This window comes from Microbulbifer mixtoriginis (SeqCode) (assembly GCF_052466765.1).
Genome location: NZ_CP174289.1, coordinates 3953404 through 3971094 on the forward strand (window position 1 = coordinate 3953404; position 17691 = coordinate 3971094).

A 17691-nucleotide genomic window follows, 5' to 3' on the forward strand; every position below is an offset into this window, starting at 1 on the left:
TTCTTATCCGCTCGTCATTGGTGATATTACGGCGCTGTGTGGTCATCCAGCTCCCGGCAAATGGCCTGCTCCAGAGCGTGGTTGGTCTCGGCATTGCAGAGCGCGCGCCCCTCGGCGTCGGTGATATGGAAAATATCCTCCACGCGCTCCCCAAGAGTGGAGATCTTGGCATTGTGCAGGCGCAGATCGTGTGTGACAAAGGTGCGTGCAATCAGGGCCAGCAGGCCCGGTCTATCAGCACTGGTGATTTCCAGCGTGCTGTACTGATCTCCCGGTTCTGTGGATAGGTGCGCGCGGCTCTCCAGCGAAAACATCTTTAGGCGCCTCGGGGTGCGCCGTTGGATCACCTTGGAGTAATCCTCCACCAGTTCCAGCTCCTCTTGTAGGGTTTCGCGAATTTGCTGCAGGCGCTGGGGTTCGTCGAGCAGGGGTTGTCCAGATTCGTCCAGCACATAAAAAGTGTCTAGGGTGTAACCTGAGGCCGAGCTGTAAAGGCGCGCGTCGTGCACGTTCAGGTTGAGCATATCGAGTCCGGTGACTGCGGCGGCGAACACATTGGCGCGGTCGGGGGTATAGACGAAAACCTGGGTGGCGCCATCGTGCTCACCGGGGCCCGAGTTGCGCGTTAGTACCAGGGTGTCGCTCGGCAGCAGCGGGCTGTTGCTGTGCAGCTCATGGATGGCCGCGGTGTGCCAAACGATGTTGTCGGCGCTCTCGCGCACAAAGTAGTCCTCGCCCATTTGCGCCCAGATATTTTCTATGGAGGCCTCTGGCAGACCGAGGGCGCTCAGCTTTTCCAGTGCCAGGCTGCGGGTCTCTTCGATGATTTCCTCCCGATCGACGGGATTCTCCAAACCGCGGCGCAGGGCGTGTTGGGTGGCCTGGTAGAGTTGGCGCATCAGGCTGGCGCGCCAGCTGTTCCAAAGCTCTGGGTTGGTGGCGTTGATATCGGCTACTGTGAGGGCGTAGAGGTAATCCAGGTGTTCGCGGTCGCCCACCTCGCGGGCGAAGGCATGCACCACCTCCGGGTCGCTGATGTCCTGTTTTTGGGATACCTGGCTCATCAATAGATGCTTTTCCACCAGCCAGCACACCAGGCGGCGGTCGCGTGCCGGCAGTTGGTGGCGCTGGCAGAATTCGGCGGCGTCCACCACGCCCAACTTCGAGTGGTCGCCGCCGCGACCCTTGGCGATATCGTGGTAGAGACCGGCAATATACAGCAGCTCGGGCTGGCGCAACCGCTCGAGGATCTCCGCGGCGATCGGGAATTTCTCGCGTGCTTCGGGGCCGCGAAAACTGCGCATATTGCGCACCACCTGCAAGGTGTGAGCGTCCACAGTGTAGATATGGAAGAGATCGTGCTGCATTTGCCCGGTAACGCGGCCGAATTCTGGCAGGTAGCGCCCGAGAATACCGTAGCGGGTCATGCGCGACAGCTGTGTGGAGAGTCCGCGCGCAGAACGCAGCAGTTCCATAAACAGCTCGCTGTTGGCGGAGTCCGCGCGAAAGCGCTCATCGATCAAGTGGCGGTGTTCCCGGATCAGGCGGATAGTTGAGGCACGCACCCGGGTAATCTGCGGGTGCCTGGCCATCAACACAAAGATTTCCAATAGCGCAGAGGGGTGCTGATTAAACACCTGCGGATAGACGGCTTCAATCGCGCCGCCGCGCAGTTGGAAGCGCTCATTGATGGGGGTGATAGCCTGTTCACCCCCTTGTTGGATCACCTCGCCCAAATACTGGAGTAATACATCGTTAAGCTCGCGTAGGGCCATTACGATGCGATAGTAGTTGTGCATAAATTGCTCAACTGCCAGTTGGGTGTCGCTGTCTTCATAGCCAAATTGTTTGGCTAGCTCCCTCTGGTAGTCGAAAAGCAGTCGCTCCTCGGCGCGTCCGGCAAGCAGGTGAAGGCCGTAGCGCACACGCCAAAGGAAGCTTTCGCCGGACTGCAGGATGGCGAATTCTTCCTCAGTGAAAAAGGCCTTGCCCTGCAGTTGTCTGAGCGTGCGTACGCGAAAAAAGTACTTCGCTACCCAAGAGATAGTCTGGATATCGCGCAGCCCGCCGGGTGCGTTTTTGATATTGGGCTCGAGAATATATTCCGCTGCCTGCTGGCGGTTGTGGCGCTCATCCTGTTCCGCCAACTTGGCTTTGAAGAAGTCCTCGGTGGACCAAAGCTTGCCGCCCTCCATCCCGGCCGCAAGCCGTTCGCCGGGTTTGCTATCACCCACCACAGTACGGGACTCGGTGAGATTGGTGATGACGGTGATGTCCTCGGCGGCCAGCGCCAGGCACTCTTTTACGTTGCGCACTGAGTGACCGATCTCCAAGCCCAAATCCCAGAGGAAAGTAATGAGGCGCTCTATGTTGTCGACTGTTTCATCATCGGCCCGTTCTTCGGTGAGGATCAGCAGGTCGATATCGGAATGGGGGTGCAGCTCCCCGCGCCCATAGCCTCCGACGGCCAGCAAGCTGGCGCCCGGTCTCCAGCTGTACTGATGCCAGGCGTAGTGCAACAGGCAGTCGATGAATAAGGCGCGCTCATGCACGAGGGTGGCCACATCTTCACCCTCGCGAAAACGTTCAGCCATCTGGTGCTCGGCAGCGCCAATCGCATCTTTAAATACTTGCAAGGGCGGTTTTTCACGGGAAGCCAAGTCCCGGCGAAAGCGGGTTTGATCGAAGAAGAACAGGGGGCGCTCGAAGTAAGGGATATTGGCCGGCTGCATGACTGAAGTCCGTTTGGCAGTGTCCCGCCGCGCGGCAGCGGGACTGTGCATCTTTAATTGGAGCGGGGAGAGTTTGCGATTAAAACTTTTCCTCACCGCGTGCGGTCAGTACCTCAACCCCGTTGCTGGTGACCACCATGGTGTGCTCCCACTGAGCCGATAGGCGGCGGTCCTTGGTGACTGCCGTCCAGCCGTCGCCGAGAACGCGGGTTGCGGCTTTGCCGGCATTGATCATCGGCTCAATAGTGAAGGTCATGCCCTCTTGCAAAACTTCGCCTGTTCCGGGCTGGCCGTAGTGCAATATCTGAGGTTCTTCGTGGAAGACATCGCCGATACCGTGACCGCAGAAGTCGCGTACGACGGAGTAGTAATTCTTTTCGGCATGCTGCTGGATCACATGGCCAATATCACCGAGGCTGGTACCCGGGCGCACTATCTCAATAGCCTTGTACATGCATTCTTGGGTTACGCGCACCAGTCGCTCGGCGTGTGCAGCGGGCTTGCCGACGAAGAACATCTTGCTGGTGTCGCCGTACCATCCATCCTTGATCACGGTGACGTCAATATTAATGATGTCGCCCTTTTTGAGCACTTTGCTTTCAGAGGGTATTCCGTGGCAGACCACTTCATTGACCGAGGTGCAAATGGACTTTGGGAAGCCTCGATAGCCGAGGCAGGCGGGAATGGCTTTCTGCACATTGACAATATGGTCGTGGCAGCGGCGGTCCAGTTCTTCCGTTGTGACACCAGGGACCACATATTCGCCAATCATTTCCAGGACCTCTGCGGCGAGGCGGCCCGCGGTGCGCATTTTGGCAATTTGTTCCGGCGTCTTTATGGCTGAGGTCATGCGTGTCCTTAAGTCTATCTGTGAAGGCGGGCATTGTAGCGGATTGCCGGTGGTGGGGCATAGCGTCAGGGCTTGACACCATTCAGCGAGCGAATCGGCGCACTCATTCGCACCATATTTGTCCGCGTCCTTCACTCAGCTGTGCGATTGTGGTATAAAGCGCGCCGCTCCGGAATGCTTCCGGGGTGAAAATGCCGCACACGCATCGACACATGAGTCTGGGTGCCTCGATAGGGGTTGACGCATGGGATGTGTGGAGGACTAACCCGTATATATAGAGGTTTATTATGCCGCAAGTAAGCATGCGCGATATGCTGCAGGCTGGTGTTCACTTTGGCCACCAGACCCGCTACTGGAACCCGAAGATGGGTCAATTCATCTTTGGTGCCCGCAACAAGATTCACATCATCAACCTGGAGCACACTGTACCGGCCTTCAACGAAGCCCTGCAGGTGATCAAGGGGATGGCTGCTCAAAAGAAAAAGATTCTGTTCGTTGGCACCAAGCGTGCTGCACAGAAATCTATCAAAGAGCAGGCTGAGCGCTGTGGCCAGCCCTTCGTCAGCAATCGCTGGCTGGGCGGTATGCTCACCAACTACAAAACCATCCGCGCGTCTATCAAGCGTTTCCGTGAGCTGGAAGCCCAGTCTCAAGATGGCACTTTCGAAAAGCTGACCAAAAAAGAAGCTCTGATGCGCACCCGTATGATGGAAAAGCTTGACCGCTCCATCGGTGGTATCAAAGACATGGGCGGCCTGCCCGACGCGATTTTCGTAATCGACGTTGAGCACGAGCGCATCGCCATCCAGGAAGCTAACAAGCTTGGTATTCCGGTAATCGGTGTTGTCGATACCAATAGCGATCCCGCTGGTGTTGACTATGTAATTCCCGGTAACGACGACGCTATCCGTGCAATCAAGCTGTACACCACTGTTGCAGCTGACGCGGTGCTCGCCGGTGCAGCGGAAGCTGGCAGCGCGGTGAACAAAGACGAGTACGTCGAAGCTAGCGATGACGAAGCTGCTGCAGAGTAATTTGCAGGGCTAAGTAGTGTAACGGAGTAGCGTTACATTGCGAACTTAAAAAGGGGCCCGAATTACGGCCCCTTTTTTCTAATTTTTAGTGACAGAACCCCGAGGAAAAAATCATGGCGATTACCGCGTCAATGGTAAAAGAACTGCGCGAGCGTACTGGCCTGCCGATGATGGAGTGTAAGAAAGCACTTACCGCAGCGGATGGCGATATCGAGAAAGCGATCGAAGACTTGCGCAAAGCCTCCGGCCTGAAGGCTGCTAAAAAAGCTGGCCGTACCGCTGCAGACGGCGTTGTCGCTGCAAAAGTAGCCGAGGACGGCAGCTACGGTGTGTTGGTTGAAGTGAACTCTGAGACTGACTTCGTTGCCCGCGATGAAAACTTCCAGGCTTTTGTTGCCAAGGTGGTCGATAAGGCATTTGCTGAGCGTCAGCAGGACGTAGCCGCCCTGATGGAAGGTGATCTGGAAACTGCTCGCGAAGCACTGGTTCAGAAAATCGGTGAGAACATCGGTGTGCGTCGAATCCAGCTGGTTGAGGCTCCGGTTGTAGGTGCCTACGTACACTCCAATAATCGTATCGCCGCCCTGGTAGCTCTGAGCGCTGGTGAGGTTGAGCTGGCGAAAGACGTTGCTATGCACGTAACCGCGGTAAACCCCCAGGTGAATAAGCCTGAAGATATGCCTGCTGATGTTCTGGAAAAAGAGAAGGACATCATCAAGGCGCAGCCGGATATGGAAGGCAAACCCGCTGAGATCGTTGAGAAAATGATGGGGGGCCGTATCAAGAAGTTCCTGAAGGAGAACAGCTTGGTAGAGCAGCCTTTCGTTAAGAATCCTGACGTGAGTATTGGCAAGCTGGTTAAAGAAGCCGGCGCTGACGTAACTTCTTTCGTTCGTTTTGAAGTGGGCGAAGGTATCGAGAAAGAAGAGGTGGACTTCGCTGCAGAAGTAGCTGCACAGGTTAAGTCCTCTTCTTAATTGATAATAGTGGGTGCCCTGTGCGCTCACTCGCGGTGGGGTGCCTTCGCTGGAGCCTATGTGCTTACAGCGGGGCACCCCTCTGTGTAAATGACTGAAAGTGTTGTAATGTTCGGCGGCAATACTTGGCCACTAAACAGGTACATTTGAGAGGACCGAAGAATGCCCGGTATTAAAGACCGCAAATATAAAAGAATTCTGTTGAAACTCAGCGGCGAAGAGCTGATGGGTGATCAGGGTTTTGGTATCAGCCCTAAAGTGCTGGACAAAATGGCCCTGGAGATTGGCCAGCTGGTAGGTATCGGCGTTCAGGTTGGATTAGTTGTGGGCGGCGGCAACTTGTTTCGCGGCGCGGCCCTGAGTGCAGCCGGACTCGATCGCGTGACCGGCGATCATATGGGAATGCTGGCTACGGTAATGAATGCCTTGGCCCTGCGAGATGCACTGGAAAGGTCCAATATCTCCTCGCGGGTAATGTCCTCTATTCAGATGAGCGGAATTGTGGACCACTATGACCGCCGCGCGGCCATTCGCTACTTGGAGCGCGGTGAGGTACTGATTTTTGCCGCGGGTACCGGCAACCCATTTTTTACCACAGATTCTGCAGCCTGCCTGCGCGGTATTGAAATTGAGGCTGAGTTGGTGCTAAAAGCCACCAAGGTAGACGGTGTTTACTCGGCTGATCCGGTACTGGACCCTACCGCAACCCGCTATGACCAGCTGACTTATGACGAAGTGCTCGATAAAAAACTTGGCGTGATGGATTTGACTGCGATCTGTCTCTGCCGCGAGCACAATATGCCCGTTCGGGTGTTCCGTATGGATAAAACCGGTGCGCTGCTCAATATTGTCGTGGGCGGCGAGGAAGGCACGCTAATCGAAGAGGAAGTGAAATCGTGATTGAAGATATCAAAAAAGACGCTAAGACTCGCATGAGCAAGGCGCTCGACGCACTGGCCAATAATTTCAATAAAATTCGCACCGGCCGTGCGCATCCGAGTATTCTCGACGGTATTCATGTTTCCTATTACGGTTCAGATACTCCACTATCTCAGGTTGCCAATGTCACAGTTGAGGATGCGCGCACCTTATCGGTGACTCCTTGGGAGAAAAACCTGGTTCCAGACATCGAAAAGGCGATTATGAAATCGGATCTGGGCCTCAACCCAAGCACAGCGGGTGCGGTTATTCGTATACCGATGCCTATGCTGACCGAAGAGACTCGCAAGAACTTTATTCGTCAGGCTCGCGGTGAGGCTGAGACTGCGCGTGTGTCTATCCGAAATATTCGTCGCGATGCGCTTGCTGAGGTGAAATCTTTGGTCAAGGACAAGGAGATCTCCGAGGACGATGAGCGTCGTGCAGGTGATGATGTTCAGAAAATTACAGATCAGTTTGTAGCGGATGTCGATAAGGCGCTCGCAGCTAAAGAAAAAGATCTGATGGAAATTTAATGGGTAATAGTGGTACCAGCTTGAGCTCCCCGGTCCCCCGACATATCGCCATTATTATGGATGGTAATGGGCGCTGGGCCGCCCGCAGAGGGCTCTCGCCCTCGGCTGGGCACAAGGCTGGAGTTGAGCGCATACGCGATCTCCTGTCTGCGTGTAGGAGTCGCGGTGTAGAGGTGCTGACATTGTTCGCTTTTTCTAGCGAAAATTGGCAGCGCCCTCCTAAGGAAGTGGAGCTGCTAATGACGCTGTTTCACTCCTATCTGCGCAAAGAAGCTAGGCGTATGCGTGATGAAGGTGTGCGCCTGAGAGTGGTAGGGCGCAGGGATCGTTTTTCGCCTCGCTTGCAGCGCGCCATTGTGGAAGCGGAAGAGATTACCCGGGGCTGTACTCAGGGCGACCTGGTTATTGCTGCGGACTATGGCGGTCGCTGGGATATTGCCCAGGCGGCAAAGCAGCTTGCCGAAGAGGTGGTCAATGGCCAGCGGTCCCTCGACTCCATTGATGAGGATGCGGTTGAAAGCCATATACAGCTCGCGGATTTGCCATCGGTGGATCTATTGATAAGATCCAGTGGCGAGCAGCGTATAAGTAACTTTATTCTCTGGCAGGCCGCCTATAGCGAGTTATTTTTTACCGATACGCTCTGGCCGGATTTTGATGAAAGCGCCCTTGATGAGGCGATAAAAGCATTTCAACAGCGCGACCGGCGATTCGGTGGGCGCGCTGAAGGTGATGGCACGGCTGTGCAGGCCTGACAGGGATCGGGCCAAATGCGCGGCCATTTTTTTTCCGCGAATAATTTTTAGGAATATTACACCGGGGCGTTCAGGCTTGCTGTGCGATAGTAGGCTGAGTGTAGGTCCAGATGAAAGGGGTTTTCGGTGCTTAAACAAAGAATAATTACTGCGCTGGTATTGCTGGTACTTTTCGCTGGAGTTTTGTTCCTGCTACCAATTCAATGGTACACACTGATTTTCGTAGCCGTGATTTTGCTCGGTGGTTGGGAGTGGGCCAATCTTTCCAACCTCAATCGCGCACTGCGTTTTGTCTTTCTCGCCGCACTGGGCGGAACCCTGGTATTCACCGCGGAATATGTTTTTTCCATGGATTTCGGATCCCCGGATATTGATCGGGCCCGTCAAATCCTGGCAGTAGCCTGCGGTTGGTGGGCGCTTGCTTTTCACTGGGTCCAGAGCTACCCCGCCAGTGCCTCGCTGTGGGGCAATCGTTGGGTACGTGGACTGATTGGGCTAGTGGTTCTGGTGCCCAGCTGGTTGTCGCTGGTGGTTTTGCGTGGGCTCGATCACGGGGCCTGGCTGGTATTGTATGTCGTCGCTATTGTTGTCGCTGCCGATGTGGGCGCTTATTTTGTCGGGCGCAAGTTCGGAAAGCGCAAGTTGGCCCGCGAAGTGAGTCCCGGCAAATCCTGGGAGGGTTTTTTTGGCGGTTTGGGAGCCTGCTTGATACTCGCACTGGTTACTTCCTACCTGTTTGATCTTCCTCTGAAAAATACTGTGCTGTTCTCTTTCGGTGTACTGGTAACTGCGCTTGCCTCAGTCATTGGCGACCTGCTGGAGAGTATGTTCAAGCGGCACCGGGGTATCAAAGACAGTAGTCATATTCTGCCAGGGCATGGCGGTGTTATGGATCGGCTGGATAGTCTCACTGCGGCTTTACCGGTTTTCACCATGGCGGCCCTCGCTAGTGAGCTGCCTAAGTACTTATAACGGGTACGCCACACTTCAATTTATATCCAGTGCTTGTGACCAGCGCCGCCATTGTCTGTCGGTGCTTTGGTCGAGGTACAAGAAGTTTCGTAGGTAAGTCGAGCACTTATGCAAAGGCAATCTCCACAAGTCGTCACTGTCCTAGGTTCTACGGGCTCTATTGGTGTAAGCACTCTCGATGTGCTTGCCCGCCACCCCCAGCGCTATACCATCTATGCTCTGACAGCCCGCGAGCGTATCGCTGAGCTGGCCCAGCAGTGTCGTCAATATAACCCTCGCTTTGCGGTGGTGGCTGGTGAAGAGGGGGCCGATCAATTGCGCAGCATGCTGGGGGAGGGAGTTTCTACTGAAGTCCTTTGGGGTTTGGAAGGGCTATGCCAGGTTGCCTCTGCGAATGAAGTGGATGTGGTTATGGCAGCAATTGTCGGTGCAGCTGGGCTGCGTCCAACTCTAGCAGCAGTTGAAGCTGGGAAGAAAGTGTTGCTTGCGAATAAAGAGGCTCTGGTGATGGCCGGCCCAGTTTTCCTGCAAGCTTTGCGTGCAGGAGGTGCCCAATTGCTGCCAATTGACAGCGAGCACAATGCCATTTTCCAGTGCCTGCCCCAGCCGTTTGGCAGCTTGGAGGGGGCGGGAGTGGAAAAAATCTTGCTAACCGGTTCCGGCGGCCCTTTCCGCACACGCCTAGCCGGTGATTTACATCGAGTGACCCCCGAGGAAGCTTGCGCACACCCCAATTGGTCGATGGGACGGAAAATTTCAGTAGATTCGGCCACCATGATGAATAAGGGGTTGGAGTTTATTGAGGCCTGTTATTTGTTCAGCGCCAGCCCAGAGCAAATAGAAGTGGTCGTGCACCCACAGAGTATTGTGCATTCCATGGTGCAATATCGGGATGGCTCCCTGTTGGCACAGATGGGTAATCCAGATATGCGCACCCCCATCGCTCACGCACTGGCCTTTCCCACCCGCATAGATGCTGGAGTTCCTGCACTCGACCTGATAGCGCAGGGCCGCCTGGATTTTGAAGCGCCAAATTATCAGCGATTCCCCTGTCTGCGTCTGGCACGCGAAGCTATGAATGCCGGCGGCAGTGCTCCCACGGTATTGAATGCGGCCAATGAGGTGGCTGTAGAGGCGTTTTTACAAGGACGGTTGGCATTTACTAGTATTGCTGCGGCTATAGAAAAAGTAATGAATAGCACTCCCACCGTTGAACTGACAGGGCTGGACGTAGTCGAAGCCATTGATCTCAATGCGCGGGAGCTGGCCCAACAAGCTGTTGGGGCCCTTTAATTTTGCTGCTGGGCATATAATGCCGGTGTTTGCGCATGAAAAGAGACTGTAACTGAGTATGGATCTGATTCAGACGGTAATCTGGGCCTTGGTAGCCCTCGGTATACTGGTTTCCTTCCACGAGTTTGGACACTTTCTCGTAGCACGGCTCTGTGGGGTCAAGGTGCTGCGTTTTTCTGTCGGCTTTGGCCGCCGCCTTTTCTCTCGCTATGACCGGCACGGCACTGAGTTTGCTATCTCAGCAATTCCCCTTGGTGGCTATGTCAAAATGCTAGATGAGCGGGAGGGACCTGTCGCCGCTCACGAGCTGAATCAGGCATTTAACCGAAAGAGTGTTTGGGCGCGTATAGCGATTGCTGCAGCGGGTCCCGCAGCTAACTTCCTGTTGGCAATTGTACTGTTTTGGATTGTCTTTATGGGGGGCACGGCGGGTCCGGTGCCTGTCGTAGATTCCGTCAAACCTGGAAGTATTGCTGAAGCTGCGGGATTGGAGTCCGGGCAGGAAATTATCGCGGTGGATGGCGAAGCCACACCCACTTGGCAAGCCCTCAACTGGCGTTTGGCTAACCGTTTGGGGGATAGTGGCTCTATAGAATTCTCAGTGCGCTACCCGGACTCTAACCTCGAATATCATATGGCGGCTGATATCGACCGTTGGCTCGCAGGGCAGGAAGTCCCTGATCCATTGGGGGAGATTGGTCTCGGTCTCTGGACGCCGCCCATTAGTATGACGTTGCATAAGGTTGTGGAGGGTAGCGCTGCCAGTGCAGCGGGGCTGCGTGCGGGCGATAAGATTGTGGCTACCGACGGGCGAGTTTTTTCCGGTTGGGAAGAGTGGAGCCAGTATGTGCGCGCTCATGCAGGTGAACCCCTTCAGGTGGAAGTTGAACGACAGGGGCAGCGGTTGACCCTGCCGGTTACGCCGGCGCAGGTGACGCTCGACAGTGGTGAGCGTGTCGGCCAGATCGGCGTACAGCCTGTCACCGAGCGCTGGCCCGAGGATCGCGTACGAGTTTTCCACTACGGTGTAGCTGGCGCTCTTTCTCAGGGGGTGCAAGAGACTTGGGACAAAACACTGTTCACTCTGAACAGCTTGAAGAAATTGATTTTTGGTCAACTTTCGACCAAAAACTTGAGTGGCCCCATCACCATTGCTAAAGTGGCGGGTACTTCCGCAGAGAGGGGGTGGCAGTCTTTCCTGTCGCTTTTAGCTCTGCTTAGTATCAGTCTCGGTGTACTCAATCTGTTACCCATTCCGGTACTCGATGGTGGTCACCTTCTCTACTACGGTATTGAGGCGGTCAAGGGTTCTCCTGTGTCTGAGAGAGTGCAGGTGATCGGTTTACAAGTAGGTATGGCCTTAGTGCTTTGTATTATGGGGTTGGCGCTTTATAACGATATTTTACGTTTGTAGCCTCCTGGAGTGCATTTTCCTATGGCGTTTGGAGTGAATAGATTTTTAGAGTGAGCGCGGTGCCGGTTACCTTGGGAACCTCTGCTCTTATCAGAAGCGGTTCGGAATTAGTATGAAATATTGGCTGTTAGCGATACCCCTGGGCTTGGTGCTGCCTCTCAGCGCTTTAGCTCAGTCATTCGTTCTCAGCGATATTCGTGTAGAAGGTTTGCAGCGTGTTTCTGCAGGCACCGTTTTTTCAGCTCTTCCGGTGCGTGTTGGCGATGAAATTGAGCTTGCGGATATTCAGGGGGCGACCCGAGAACTGTTTCAAACCGGTTATTTTGAGGATATTCAGATCGGTCGTGAAAGTAGCGTTTTAGTTGTTAACGTGAGAGAGCGGCCAGCCATATCTAAGATAGATATATCAGGAAACAAGGCGATTGCCTCGGAAGATCTGCTAAAGGCGCTGAAGGATTACGGTCTGGCCGAGGGACAGATTTTAAAGCGCTCGACCCTCAAAGGGTTGACCCGGGAGTTTGAGCGCCAGTATGTGGCACAGGGGCGCTATGGCGCTAGCGTCCAAGCAGAAGTTAAAGAGTTACCACGCAATCAGGTTGAATTGAAGGTTATTGTCGAGGAAGGGACCGTTGCTGCGATTAAACATATCAACATCGTAGGGAATCGCGTCTTTTCAGATCAAGAGCTCGGAGAAATTTTTGAGCTTAAAACCACTGGCTGGCTCTCTTGGTTGCGCAGTGATGATAAGTACTCCCGTGAGAAGCTCACTGGTGACCTGGAGCGTCTTGAATCTTATTATCTCGATCGCGGATATCTCGACTTCCAGATTGACTCTACCCAAGTATCTCTTGGGCCGGACAAGAAGAGTGTTTTCATCACTGTTAACGTGATTGAGGGTGATGTTTACACTGTTAGTGAAGTAGAACTTGCTGGAGACCCAGTCGTTCCAGAGGAAGAAATTAAGCGCTTGCTGCTAGTGCGTGAAGGGCAGACGTTCTCCCAGGTCAGGATGACAACGACTTCAGACTATATTTCCAAGCGTTTGGGCAACAAGGGTTACGCTTTTGCCGAAGTAAATGGTATTCCAGAAGCCAATAAAGAAGAGAACACGGTAAAAATCACTTTCTTTATTGACCCAGGCAAGCGCACCTACGTTAGGCGTATTACTTTTCGTGGAAACACTCGCACGGCAGATGAAGTCTTGCGGCGAGAGTTGCGCCAAATGGAGTCCGCTTTAGCTTCTTCGGCTCTTATTGAGCAATCTAAAGTTCGCCTTGAGCGACTTGGTTACTTGAAGGTGGTGAAAGTTGAAACGGTCAAGGTACCCGGGAACTCAGAACGGGTTGATGTCGATTACAAGGTAGAGGGGCAACCCTCAGGTTCCGGGGGAGCTGGGCGCTGAATAAAGCGCTGTAACTCCTGGATTGCGAATAAAAACACTCGGAATTAGTAGATGAAAGATTTCCTCAAAGCGGCCTCCCTCGGCCTGATGTTGCCTTTAAGTGCAATAGCGCAGTCGTTCGTGGTCAATGATATCCGCGTGGAAGGATTGCAACGCGTCTCTGCCGGTACAGTCTTCTCTGCCCTTCCCGTGCGAGTGGGTGATGAAATTGAATCCGTGGAAATCCAGAGCGCTACCCGGGCACTGTTCCGCACCGGCTACTTTGAAGATATCCAAATCGGCCGTGAAAATGGTGTTCTGGTGGTCACTGTTCGCGAGCGTCCAGCAATTTCCAAGATTGAGATCAGCGGCAATAAGGCCATCGCCACCGAAGATTTGCTCAAGGGTATGAAGGATAACGGTTTATCCGAGGGGCAGATCTTTAAACGTGCAACCCTGGAGGGGCTCGCCCAGGAGCTTGAGCGCCAATATGTGGCACAGGGGCGCTATGGTGCAAGTGTTAAGACCGAAGTGAAAGAATTGCCACGCAATCAGGTCGAGTTGCGGGTTATCGTCGACGAGGGCTCGGTTGCGGCTATCAAGCACATCAATGTTGTGGGTAACGAGGCATTTTCCGACGAAGAATTGGCAGAAATTTTCGAGCTGCAGACCACAGGTTGGTTGTCCTGGCTGCGCAGCGATGACAAATATTCCCGTGAGAAACTCACTGGTGACTTGGAGCGCCTAGAGTCTTACTATCTCGACCGCGGCTATCTGGATTTTCAAATAGAATCCACTCAGGTTTCCCTGAGCCCAGACAAGCAGAGTGTTTTTATCACAGTCAATGTGAGAGAGGGGAATGTTTACACCGTCAGTGAGGTGGATCTCGCCGGCGACCCGGTGGTTTCGGAAGAGGAAATCAAGCGCTTACTGTTGGTGCGTGAAGGGCAGACTTTCTCCCAGATTCGGATGACCACCACGTCTGACTATATTACTAAGCGTCTGGGCAATGAAGGTTATACCTTTGCTGAGGTGAATGGCATTCCCGAACCCAATAAAGAAGAGAATACGGTAAAAATTACCTTCTTTATCAACCCAGGTAAGCGCGCCTATGTGCGCCGAATCAATTTCCGTGGTAACACTCGTACTGCCGATGAGGTGTTGCGCCGTGAAATGCGTCAGATGGAATCTGCCTCGGCCTCCTCCGCAAGAATTGAGCAATCCAAGGTGCGCCTGGAACGCCTCGGTTACTTTAAAGAAGTGGAAGTAGAAACTGCAGAGGTGCCTGGTACTTCCGACCAGATCGATGTGGAATATACCGTAGAGGAGCAACCTTCAGGCTCTATTGGTGGCACTATCGGCTGGGCACAGAGTAGCGGCTTGGTGCTCGGCGGTAATATCCAGGAAAATAACTGGCTGGGTACCGGCAAGCAGGTAGGTATAGGTTTAAACGTGTCTACCTACCAGACTGCACTGAACTTTTCCTATCTTGACCCTTACTTTACGCCTGACGGTGTGAGCCGCGGGTTTAACGTTTTTTATAGGGAAAATGACTACTCTGAGGTCAACCTGTCGGACTACAACACGACTAGTTATGGTGGTGGTGTTAGCTTCGGCTACCCGGTTTCAGAAATTTCCCGTGTGGGACTGAATGTTAATTTCAGTCATTTGGAGCTCTCAGCCTCGAGTGGTTCTGTGCAGGAAATCCAATCCAGCCCATCTCTTTTGGATGACACCTCTCGTGAGGGGGTGACGCTCACTAATGCTGAGACGATTGTTGCAGATCTCAATGATGGAGTGGCCAATGATCTTGCAATGATGATTGATCAGAATCAGTTTAATACTTCAGCAGATGGTTTTATCGATCGTTACGGTGATGCGTTTAATAACTTGGCTTTGACAGCTTCTTATGCCCGCTCCACTTTGAACCGCGGTATATTAGCGACTCGCGGGGCATCCCAGAATTTCTCCGCGGAATTTACCGTGCCCGGCAGTGATCTTGAATACTACAAATTTATTTATACTGGTCAGTATTTCCGCCCCCTAACGAAGAGTTTGACGCTACGTCTGCGTACGCGCCTGGGTTACGGGGATGGCTACGGCGATCTCGATCAACTGCCTTTCTTTGAAAATTTCTATGCCGGTGGTTTTGGCTCTGTGCGCGGTTTCAAGCGAAATACACTGGGCCCCCGTTCAACTCCGGCCGAGTTTTATACTCGTCTCCCCTGTGCGACTAATGGTGAGATCATCACGGAGTACTGTTATCAGACCGATGAAAATGGAAACCTGGATATCCGTCAGAATGGGGATGCCGACCCCTTTGGTGGCAATATCTTAGTAGAAGGTAGTGCCGAGGTTATTTTCCCGCTGCCGTTTATCAAAGATCAGCGTTCTCTGCAGTCTGCCTTCTTTGTTGATGCGGGTAACGTCTTTGATACCAGTTGTGATGAAACCCAGATCAACTGTTACGATGTGGACTTCGGTAAAATGAATGTTTCCGCGGGCATTGGCTTGACATGGGTTACCGGTTTTGGACCATTGACTTTCAGTTTGGCTAAAGCCTTGAAGGAAAACGAGGATGATGAGACGGAAGTGTTCCAGTTTACCCTGGGTAATAGCTTTTAACTTTATCGAATATAAATGGATTGAGTGCAGCTGCTGCGCATAAAAAATAAAACCAATTGGAGAGACTAAAGTGCTTAAGAATGTAAAGATTTTCGCAATCCTGCTGGCTGGTATAACCCTGTCTGGCGCCGCGCTGGCGCAGACCAAGGTTGCGGTATTTAACCTGCAGGCTGCGATTATGAGCACCGATGTGGCCAAGACCAAGGTCAATTCATTGAAGACCAGTTCCGAGTACTCCAAGCTGCAAAGTAGCGCCGAGTCTATTCGTTCAGAACTACAAAAAATGGCAGAAGATGCGCAGAAAAATAGCGTTACCTGGTCCGATGAGCAGAAAACAGAATATCAGCGTAAGATGAACTTCAAGCGTTCAGACTTTGAAACTACCGTTAAAAAACTGCGCGCAATGGAGGCTCAGGTAGGCCAGGAAATTCAAACTTCTCTGGGGCCCAAGGCTAAAACAGCGCTGGAAGCGATCATTAAAGAGCAAAACCTGGACTTAGTGTTGGATGCTTCTACCGCTTACTTTGCAAATCCTTCGGTCAATCTGACTGAGGCTGTCGTAAAGCGTATGAATGCTGATAAGTAATCGATAGCCTGTATGAGTGACAATTTGTCGTTAACCCAGCTTGCGAATGCTCTGGGTGCTGAGCTGCGTCTGGCCCCCGGGGTAGACGCAGACTATGTAATTTCTGGTCTTAGCACTTTGCAAGATGCTGGGCCCGAGCAGTTGACCTTCCTGGCAAACCCTAATTATCGCCGCTTCCTCAAGACCACGTCAGCGGGCGCTGTATTGGTGACTGCCGAGTTTGTTGAGGAGACACCTGTTAGCGTACTTTGTGTGGATAACCCTTACTTGGCTTTTGCCAGGGCGAGTGCTTTGTTCAATACGGCTCCAACGATTGAGGCGGGTATTCACCCGAGCGCTGTAGTTCATCCGGACGCAGAAGTGGCCTCTAGTGCCTCTATTGCAGCTGGTGCGGTGATAGAGGCGTTTGCGAAAATTGGACCTCGGGCATCGGTTGGCGCCAACTGCTTTGTGGGAGAGGGCAGTACCCTTGGAGAAGGGAGCTGCCTTTATGCGGGTGCAATACTGCATCACGGTTGTCAGGTCGGGCGCGATGTTATCATCCACAGTCACGCGGTTATTGGTGCAGACGGCTTTGGTTTTGCGCTGCATCAGCGTGAATGGATTAAGATTTACCAGCTGGGTGGCGTGCAGGTTGGCGATGAGGTTGAAATAGGCGCCAATACTTGTGTGGATCGTGGGGCACTTGGTGACACTGTGATTGGTCGTGGTGTCAAGATCGACAATTTGGTCCAAATCGCGCACAATGTGCAGATTGGTGACTACTCAGCCATTGCTGCATGCACAGGAATTGCGGGCAGCGCAGTAATCGGTAAGCACTGTGCTTTGGGTGGCAGCTCCCGTATTGCCGGGCATGTAACCATTGCCGATGGCTGCCAAGTTACCGCTAATACTTTTGTGACCAAATCCATCGACAAGCCGGGAATTTACTCCGGCGCTTTACCCTTTGCCGATAGCCAGTCCTGGCGTCGCAACGCGGTGCGTTTCGGGCAGTTGGATAAGGTGGCACGAAGGGTGAAAGATTTGGAGAAGCAACTTAAAGCCCTGTCCCTCGATCGGGATAAATAGCTCACAGCTGCTTTAAGAAAAACAATTTTGATTTGATGTTTTCGGGGCGTTTAACGCCCCGAAGTGGTTTCTGGGGGCATTTGGAATGATGGATGTAACTGAGATTCGCGAGTACCTGCCACATCGCTATCCGTTTTTATTGGTCGATCGTGTCGTTGAACTCGAGGAAGGGAAGTTTATTAAGGGGTATAAAAATATCTCTATTAATGAGGAGCTGTTTAACGGTCACTTTCCACAGATGCCGATTTTCCCCGGTGTTATGATCGTTGAGGCTCTGGCCCAGGTTTCAGGAATTCTTGGCTTCAAAACATTTGGCAAGAAGCCTGAGGATGGCTACCTGTACCTGTTTGGCGGTGTCGACAAGGCGCGCTTTAAGCGTCAGGTGGTCCCTGGGGACAGGCTGGACCTGATGTCCGAAGCAGTTTCAGTGCGCCGTAATATCTGGAAGTTTTCCTGTAAAGCCAGTGTCGATGGTGAGCTTGCGGCCTCTGCAGATCTTCTGTGTGCGGTGAAGCAGGTTTAAAGCGCTTATTCGTCACTTGACGTGGCT

Annotated in this window: 14 protein-coding genes and 1 pseudogene; 13 read left to right on the forward strand and 2 right to left on the reverse strand. The window is 53.1% G+C overall.

Annotated elements, in window-relative coordinates:
• Positions 1-26: 26 nt before the first annotated feature.
• Together ACJJIV_RS17230 and map are read right to left on the reverse strand one after the other, a co-directional pair.
• Entirely contained in the window at positions 27-2732 is a 2706-nt protein-coding gene (locus ACJJIV_RS17230; RefSeq protein WP_444889736.1) for a [protein-PII] uridylyltransferase, read from the reverse strand.
• A gap of 79 nt (positions 2733-2811) precedes the next feature.
• Complete coding sequence (map, locus tag ACJJIV_RS17235) at positions 2812-3582, reverse strand: type I methionyl aminopeptidase (protein WP_252082672.1); 771 nt, start codon at positions 3580-3582, stop codon at positions 2812-2814.
• Positions 3583-3869: 287 nt separating this feature from the next.
• Here map and rpsB point away from each other — a divergent pair, with 287 nt between their 5' ends.
• The 13 genes and pseudogenes from rpsB (at position 3870) to fabZ (ending at position 17664) form a co-directional block, all read left to right on the forward strand.
• Positions 3870-4616: a 30S ribosomal protein S2 gene (rpsB, locus tag ACJJIV_RS17240; protein WP_252082670.1), complete on the forward strand. Its 747-nt coding sequence runs from the start codon at positions 3870-3872 to the stop codon at positions 4614-4616.
• A gap of 113 nt (positions 4617-4729) precedes the next feature.
• On the forward strand, positions 4730-5593 hold the full coding sequence (gene tsf, locus ACJJIV_RS17245) for a translation elongation factor Ts (protein ID WP_252082668.1): 864 nt from the start codon (positions 4730-4732) through the stop codon (positions 5591-5593).
• 162 nt (positions 5594-5755) lie between these two features.
• On the forward strand, positions 5756-6493 hold the full coding sequence (pyrH, locus tag ACJJIV_RS17250) for a UMP kinase (protein ID WP_152452478.1): 738 nt from the start codon (positions 5756-5758) through the stop codon (positions 6491-6493).
• Complete coding sequence (frr, locus tag ACJJIV_RS17255; protein ID WP_252082666.1) at positions 6490-7047, forward strand: ribosome recycling factor; 558 nt, start codon at positions 6490-6492, stop codon at positions 7045-7047. Before pyrH ends, frr begins: the two co-directional genes overlap by 4 nt.
• Positions 7047-7802, forward strand: coding sequence for a polyprenyl diphosphate synthase (gene uppS, locus ACJJIV_RS17260; RefSeq protein WP_252082665.1), 756 nt, complete (start codon positions 7047-7049; stop codon positions 7800-7802). The genes frr and uppS overlap by 1 nt, the downstream gene beginning before the upstream one ends.
• A 126-nt stretch (positions 7803-7928) precedes the next feature.
• Positions 7929-8774 (forward strand): phosphatidate cytidylyltransferase, encoded by an 846-nt coding sequence (locus ACJJIV_RS17265; protein WP_252082663.1) that lies wholly within the window; start codon positions 7929-7931, stop codon positions 8772-8774.
• Positions 8775-8882: 108 nt separating this feature from the next.
• Entirely contained in the window at positions 8883-10067 is a 1185-nt protein-coding gene (ispC, locus tag ACJJIV_RS17270; protein ID WP_252082660.1) for a 1-deoxy-D-xylulose-5-phosphate reductoisomerase, read from the forward strand.
• A gap of 58 nt (positions 10068-10125) precedes the next feature.
• Complete coding sequence (gene rseP, locus ACJJIV_RS17275) at positions 10126-11481, forward strand: RIP metalloprotease RseP (protein WP_444889737.1); 1356 nt, start codon at positions 10126-10128, stop codon at positions 11479-11481.
• A 112-nt stretch (positions 11482-11593) separates the two neighbouring features.
• A pseudogene (gene bamA / locus ACJJIV_RS17280) lies at positions 11594-12871 on the forward strand (outer membrane protein assembly factor BamA); the annotation flags it as partial.
• Positions 12872-12934: 63 nt separating this feature from the next.
• Positions 12935-15487, forward strand: coding sequence for an outer membrane protein assembly factor BamA (bamA, locus tag ACJJIV_RS17285; RefSeq protein WP_444889738.1), 2553 nt, complete (start codon positions 12935-12937; stop codon positions 15485-15487).
• Positions 15488-15557: 70 nt separating this feature from the next.
• Positions 15558-16073, forward strand: a complete 516-nt coding sequence (locus ACJJIV_RS17290) for an OmpH/Skp family outer membrane protein (RefSeq protein ID WP_444889739.1) — start codon at positions 15558-15560, stop codon at positions 16071-16073.
• A gap of 12 nt (positions 16074-16085) precedes the next feature.
• Positions 16086-17141, forward strand: a complete 1056-nt coding sequence (gene lpxD / locus ACJJIV_RS17295; RefSeq protein WP_444889740.1) for a UDP-3-O-(3-hydroxymyristoyl)glucosamine N-acyltransferase — start codon at positions 16086-16088, stop codon at positions 17139-17141.
• 85 nt (positions 17142-17226) lie between these two features.
• Positions 17227-17664, forward strand: coding sequence for a 3-hydroxyacyl-ACP dehydratase FabZ (gene fabZ, locus ACJJIV_RS17300; RefSeq protein WP_252082651.1), 438 nt, complete (start codon positions 17227-17229; stop codon positions 17662-17664).
• Positions 17665-17691: the final 27 nt, after the last annotated feature.

Coding starts and splice junctions, on each gene's coding strand:
- ACJJIV_RS17230 (WP_444889736.1), bottom strand. CDS start 2,732: ATGCAGCCGGCCAATATCCCTTACTTCGAGCGCCCCCTGTTCTTCTTC.
- map (WP_252082672.1), bottom strand. CDS start 3,582: ATGACCTCAGCCATAAAGACGCCGGAACAAATTGCCAAAATGCGCACC.
- rpsB (WP_252082670.1), top strand. CDS start 3,870: ATGCCGCAAGTAAGCATGCGCGATATGCTGCAGGCTGGTGTTCACTTT.
- tsf (WP_252082668.1), top strand. CDS start 4,730: ATGGCGATTACCGCGTCAATGGTAAAAGAACTGCGCGAGCGTACTGGC.
- pyrH (WP_152452478.1), top strand. CDS start 5,756: ATGCCCGGTATTAAAGACCGCAAATATAAAAGAATTCTGTTGAAACTC.
- uppS (WP_252082665.1), top strand. CDS start 7,047: ATGGGTAATAGTGGTACCAGCTTGAGCTCCCCGGTCCCCCGACATATC.
- ispC (WP_252082660.1), top strand. CDS start 8,883: ATGCAAAGGCAATCTCCACAAGTCGTCACTGTCCTAGGTTCTACGGGC.
- rseP (WP_444889737.1), top strand. CDS start 10,126: ATGGATCTGATTCAGACGGTAATCTGGGCCTTGGTAGCCCTCGGTATA.
- bamA (WP_444889738.1), top strand. CDS start 12,935: ATGAAAGATTTCCTCAAAGCGGCCTCCCTCGGCCTGATGTTGCCTTTA.
- lpxD (WP_444889740.1), top strand. CDS start 16,086: ATGAGTGACAATTTGTCGTTAACCCAGCTTGCGAATGCTCTGGGTGCT.
- fabZ (WP_252082651.1), top strand. CDS start 17,227: ATGATGGATGTAACTGAGATTCGCGAGTACCTGCCACATCGCTATCCG.